This is a genomic window from Arthrobacter sp. HMWF013 (genome assembly GCF_003061105.1).
Taxonomy (GTDB): domain Bacteria; phylum Actinomycetota; class Actinomycetes; order Actinomycetales; family Micrococcaceae; genus Arthrobacter.
Window position 1 is genome coordinate 1 of the sequence record NZ_QAIQ01000011.1, and the last position, 5,454, is coordinate 5,454.

Annotated in this window: 5 protein-coding genes; 3 read left to right on the forward strand and 2 right to left on the reverse strand. The window is 67.2% G+C overall.

The window, feature by feature from the left end; genetic code table 11:
• A partial coding sequence (locus tag DBR22_RS00395) for a DUF3027 domain-containing protein (protein WP_108597266.1) occupies window positions 1-436 on the reverse strand: 436 nt, incomplete at its 3' end.
• Between the two features lie 6 nt (window positions 437-442).
• A complete protein-coding gene (locus tag DBR22_RS00400; RefSeq protein WP_108597270.1) occupies window positions 443-826 on the reverse strand; it encodes a cold-shock protein in 384 nt (127 codons plus the stop codon).
• Between the two features lie 247 nt (window positions 827-1,073).
• On the opposite strand from DBR22_RS00400, the gene DBR22_RS00405 reads away from it, so the two are divergent.
• The 3 genes from DBR22_RS00405 to DBR22_RS00415 form a co-directional block, all read left to right on the forward strand.
• On the forward strand, window positions 1,074-1,307 hold the full coding sequence (locus DBR22_RS00405) for a hypothetical protein (RefSeq protein ID WP_108597267.1): 234 nt from the start codon (window positions 1,074-1,076) through the stop codon (window positions 1,305-1,307).
• Window positions 1,308-1,317: 10 nt separating this feature from the next.
• The gene (locus tag DBR22_RS00410) at window positions 1,318-3,813 is read left to right on the forward strand and encodes a helicase-associated domain-containing protein (RefSeq protein ID WP_108597268.1); all 2,496 of its coding nucleotides are present in this window, start codon (window positions 1,318-1,320) and stop codon (window positions 3,811-3,813) included.
• A 13-nt stretch (window positions 3,814-3,826) separates the two neighbouring features.
• Window positions 3,827-5,454: DNA repair helicase XPB (locus tag DBR22_RS00415; RefSeq protein WP_108597269.1), on the forward strand; the 1,628-nt coding region annotated here is incomplete at its 3' end.

Sequence of the window (5,454 nt, forward strand, 5' to 3'; positions counted from 1 at the left end):
CTGCAGGCGACTCCTCTTCCTCGGCTTCCCGGGAATCCTCCGGACGGACACGCTCGGCCCAAGGAACCCATTCCGGGGACAGGATGGAGTCCTCCGAGGGCAGCAGGCCAAGCTCGCTGACCGTGACAACTTTGGAGCGGGAATTCCGGGTCAGGACCGCGTACCACTGCCACCCCTGGTAGCCGGGCAGCTTTGATTCGAACAGGTGCGTGACCAGGCGGTCGCCCTCGCTTTTGGCAGCAAGGTGTGCACCGATGTCGGATGGCGCAGTGATGCCTTCGATGGCAGTCCGCGCGAAATCGACGGCGGCCGCGAGGAAGACATCCGGCTTGCCGGTCCGCCACGCAGGGATGCCGGCGCGGCGCTTGGCGGGGACAGGTTCAACGCGCGGAGCGTCCCCGGCGGTCTGCTCCGGCTGTTCAGCTTCCGGGATCATCGGGGCCTAAACGTCCAGCTCGTCGGCAACCTTGCGCAGGGCAGCCGCGATGGCCTTGCCCTTGTTGCCTTCCGGGTATTTGCCGGCGGAAAGGGTTCCGGACAGGTTATCCAGCACGCTCACCAGGTCCTGGACCAGCGGGGCCAGATCCTTCGCGCTGGGCCGCTTGGCCTTGGCGATGGATGGCGTCTTGTCCAGGACGCGCAATCCGAGTGCCTGGGCACCCTTCCGGCCGTCGGCAACACCGAACTCAACCCGGGTGCCGGCCTTCAGTTCGGTGACGCCCTCAGGCAGCGATGATTTAGGCAGGAAGACTTCCTGGCCGTCCTCGCCCGCGAGGAATCCGAACCCTTTTTCCTTGTCATACCACTTGACCTTGCCGGTAGGCACGTAATCAACCTTCTTCGTTCTGCGTCTGCTGACACGGCGGGCAACCACCGCATCCGCACTGATATGCGGGTTCAGGGTGTGACTGCCACGGACCGTGTTGGTCTGTTGCTTCAAGGTTATCCTGCCGGGCCCGGAAACCTGCTGTCAGGGCCCCGTCATCCTGTGGGGGTCACCGGCTGCATCGGGCCGCGACTTTGCAGAGGTGGGCGGACCGCCCCGGGGCCGCCCGCCTGTTAGCGTTACGTGCATGACACCCTCGCGTTTCCGGCGGCCCCTGATGATCTGCGCAGCGGTTGTTGCCATGCTTTCCCTCGTGGCGGTGGGGGCCGTGATGGCGCTGGCCTTCGCGGGCTCAGCTGCCCCGGTATGGGTCACGTCCACGGCCCTCTACGGCCTGCCGGTGGCTTTCCTGCTGATGCTGTTCCTGGTGCTGGACAGCGTGGCCGGCAGACGCCGGGCAGGAAAGTCCGGCGGGCGGTAACGTTGGCCTGATGTCCCTTATTCGCGCGCTCAGCAAGGAACTCGAGGCACGCAGCGACGAATCGTTGCGGGCCCTCTTCGCGGCGCGGCCGGACCTGATATCCCCCACGGTGCCCGATTTCCCGGCGCTGGCGGCGCGGGCCAGCGCAAGAGTGAGCGTCCAGCGCGCGTTGGAACGCCTGAACCGGCCCCAGATGCAGGTCCTGGAGACACTGCACCTGTGCACGAATACTGACACCGAACACAGCGCCAGTGCAGCCACCGTACGAAAACTCATCGCCGGGGCAACACTCGTTTCTGTCGAACGGATCCTGGCGGCCCTGCAGGAACTTGCCCTCGTTCACCGCGCTGAGCCGCCACACGGAACGGTTCCCGGCCATCGGCAACGCTTTTACCTGCCCGTGGGATGTCTCAAGGACGTCGTGGGCATCTATCCGGCCGGGCTGGGGCGCAGCTACACCGAGCTGGTCCGGCTCCAACCTGCGTTTGCACAGCGCGCAGTCCAGCTGGTGGGGGAACTCCGCCGCAGTGGAGTCGCCATCCAGGAGGCCACCACGCCGATGGAGGCTGCGCTGGCACTGCAGCACTGGACGTCGTCGCCCGAAGCCCTCAGTGAGGCTCTGACCGGTGCCCCGGAGCGCACGACGGCGCTGCTCGCCAAATTCGGCAACTGGGCCATGGGTGCCGTCCCCCAGGCGCAACGGAAAGCATCCGTCGCGAACCAGGGCCACGCCGTCGGGCCTGTTGACTGGCTCCTGGCACGCGGACTTCTGGTTCCGTTGGATGCCGCGCATGTGGAACTGCCGCACAGCGTGGGTCTGTCCCTGCGCGGCGGTGCCGTCATCACTGATTTCACGCTCTCGCCGCCGGTCCCGGAGCTGGGCACCACCACCGCGGCGCTCCGACGCAACGCGGCCCTCGGTGCCATCGCGGAGACCTTGCGGCTGGTGGGCGAGCTCCTCCATGCGGTCAAGGAACAGCCGCTGGCGACGCTGCGCAGCGGCGGGGTTGGAGTCCGGGAGATGAAGCGGGTCGCCGAGGTGCTCCGCCTGGACCAGAACCTCGCAGGCCTGCTGCTGGAGCTCAGCGCCCTGTCCGGCCTGCTGCGCCTGGATGTGGACTCCTCCGCCTGGGTTCAGCCACCGCAGCTGGAATGGCTGGCGCTCCCCCGGCAGGAACAATGGCTGTGGCTTGTCAACGCCTGGCTCGCGAGTGAGCGGGTGCCATCGCTGGTGGGTCTGCCGGTGAACGGTCCCGGGGTGGCCGCCGTCCACCGGACGCTGGCGGGCAGCACCGTCAATGCCCTCTCAGCCGAGGCGCAGCGGCCGGACGCCCCGGTGGTCCGGAAACGGATTCTGGAAATCCTCAGCGAACTGACGGCCGAGGCAGCTGCCGAGGACGGCACAGCGCCGGTCCTGGACGCAGCAGCAGTGCTGCAGCGGGCCGAATGGGCGCAGCCACGGATGGCCCGCCGGTTCAGCTCCATGATCAAGGGGGTCCTGGCAGAGGCGGAACTGCTTGGCCTTATCGGCTCCGGTGCTTTGAGCCAGCTCGGAAGCGCCATTGCGATGGACCGGCCGGACGACGCCCTCGCCATCCTTGGTGAGCACCTTCCCGCCGCCCTGAACCACGTCCTGCTCCAGGCCGACCTCACGGCGGTGGCACCGGGCTACCTGGCGCCGGAACTGAGCGAAAAGCTCCTGCTCATGGCGGACGCCGAAGGCCAGGGGCCCGCCACCATCTACCGGTTCTCGCCGGCCTCCATCAGACGGGCACTGGATGCCGGCCATGACGCGTCGTCCCTGCTGGACTTCCTGGGCGAGCATTCAGCAACAGCCGTGCCTCAGCCGCTCGCCTACCTGGTGGAGGACACGGCATCCCGGCACGGGCGGCTCCGGGTGGGCGCTGCCGCCAGTTTCATCCAAAGCGACGAAACAACCGTTCTGGAGCTGGCGGCTGAATCCAAGGCAGCCGGCCTGGCGTTGTCGCGGATCGCACCCACCGTCCTGATCTCCTCCGCCACGCCGCGTGAAACTGCCCAGATCCTGCGGGGGCTGGGGCTCTCGCCGTCGGTGGAGGAATCCGAACCTTCCGTGATCCGGCTGCGCCGGACCAACGGGAGCGCCCCAGGCGGTGCCCGCCCCGTCTACACCGCGCCGCGGAACGCTCCCGCAGAGGCCGACGTCGACGCCCAGCTGGCTGTCCTCCGGCAGGTACGGGCCAGCGCGGGCGGAAGCCGGAACGGTACGGCGCCGGGAACGGGTCCGGCGTCGGGCGAGGCGGCAACCCAGCTGGGGCTGGAGACCCTGCAACGGGCCATCCGGCTCAAGCAGCGGGTCAGCATGAACGTGGTGGACAGTTCCGGGAATGCCAACCTTGAGATCGTTGTTCCCCTTTCCGTAAGCGGCGGACGCGTCAGGGTGTTCGATCCCGCCAAGGACACCGAGCGGGTCCTGTCCATCCATCGCATCATCGATATTGAGGGCGCAGAGGACCTGCGCCAGTGAAGGAATCCCGCGCGTGAACGACGGCCCGTTGATCGTCCAGAGTGACAAGACCATCCTGCTTGAAGTGGACCATGAACTCGCTACGGAGGCCCGGCACGCCATTGCCCCCTTCGCGGAGCTGGAACGTGCGCCGGAGCACATGCACAGCTACCGGCTGACCCCCCTGGGCCTGTGGAACGCCCGCGCCGCCGGCCTGGACGCCGAAAGGGTCCTTGACACACTGCTCAAATACTCCAGGTTCCCGGTTCCGCATTCGCTGCTGATCGACGTCGAGGAGACCATGTCCCGGTACGGGCGGCTGCGGCTGGAGCAGGACCCCCAGCACGGTCTGGTCATGCGCACGGACGACTACCCGGTGCTCGAGGAAGTGATCCGTGCCAAAAAGATCCAGCCGCTGCTCGGCCCGCGGATCAACGGCGAAACAGTGGTGGTCCATTCTTCCCAGCGCGGCCAGCTCAAGCAGCAGCTCCTGAAGATCGGCTGGCCTGCCGAGGACCTGGCCGGCTACGTTGACGGCACCCCGCACCTGATCGCCCTGCAGGAAGACGGCTGGAAGCTGCGCCCCTACCAGCAGCTCGCCGCTGACAACTTCCGCGCCGGCGGCAGCGGTGTTGTGGTGCTGCCCTGCGGCGCGGGAAAAACCATCGTGGGTGCAGCGGCCATGGCCGCCAGCTCCACCACCACCCTGATCCTGGTCACCAACACCGTTGCCGCCCGGCAGTGGAAGGATGAACTGCTCAAGCGCACCTCCCTGACCGAGGATGAAATCGGTGAGTACTCCGGGTCGCTCAAGGAGGTGCGGCCGGTGACCATCGCCACCTACCAGGTCCTGACCACCAGGCGCGGCGGGCTGTACACGCACCTGGAACTGGTGGACGGCCACGACTGGGGCCTGATCATCTACGACGAGGTCCATCTCCTGCCTGCACCGATCTTCCGGATGACCGCCGATCTCCAGGCGCGGCGCCGGCTGGGCCTGACCGCAACCCTCGTGCGCGAGGACGGCCGCGAAGGCGAGGTCTTCAGCCTCATCGGGCCCAAACGCTACGATGCGCCCTGGAAGGACATCGAATCCCAGGGCTACATCGCCCCGGCGGACTGCGTCGAGGTCCGCATCGACCTGCCCCGTGACGAACGGGTGGCCTACGCGATGGCCGAGGACGCGGACAAATACCGCCTCTGCTCCACGTCAGAGTCCAAGACCCTGGTGGTGGAACAGCTCGTGGCCAGGCACCAGGGCGAACAGCTGCTGGTGATCGGGCAGTACATCGACCAGCTGGACGAAATCGGCGAGCGCCTGCAGGCTCCCGTGATCAAAGGGGACACCTCCGTGAAGGAACGCCAGCGGCTGTTCGATGCGTTCCGCGCCGGGGAAGTGCAGACCCTGGTGGTTTCCAAGGTGGCCAACTTCTCCATCGACCTGCCTGAGGCCGCAGTGGCCATCCAGGTGTCCGGCTCCTTCGGATCCCGCCAGGAAGAGGCCCAGCGCCTGGGCAGGCTGCTGCGGCCCAAGAAAGACGGCCGGGCTGCCCGCTTCTACTCCCTGGTTGCCAGGGACACCCTGGACCAGGATTTCGCCGCCAAAAGGCAGCGTTTCCTGGCCGAGCAGGGGTATGCCTACCGCATCATGGACGCCAAGGA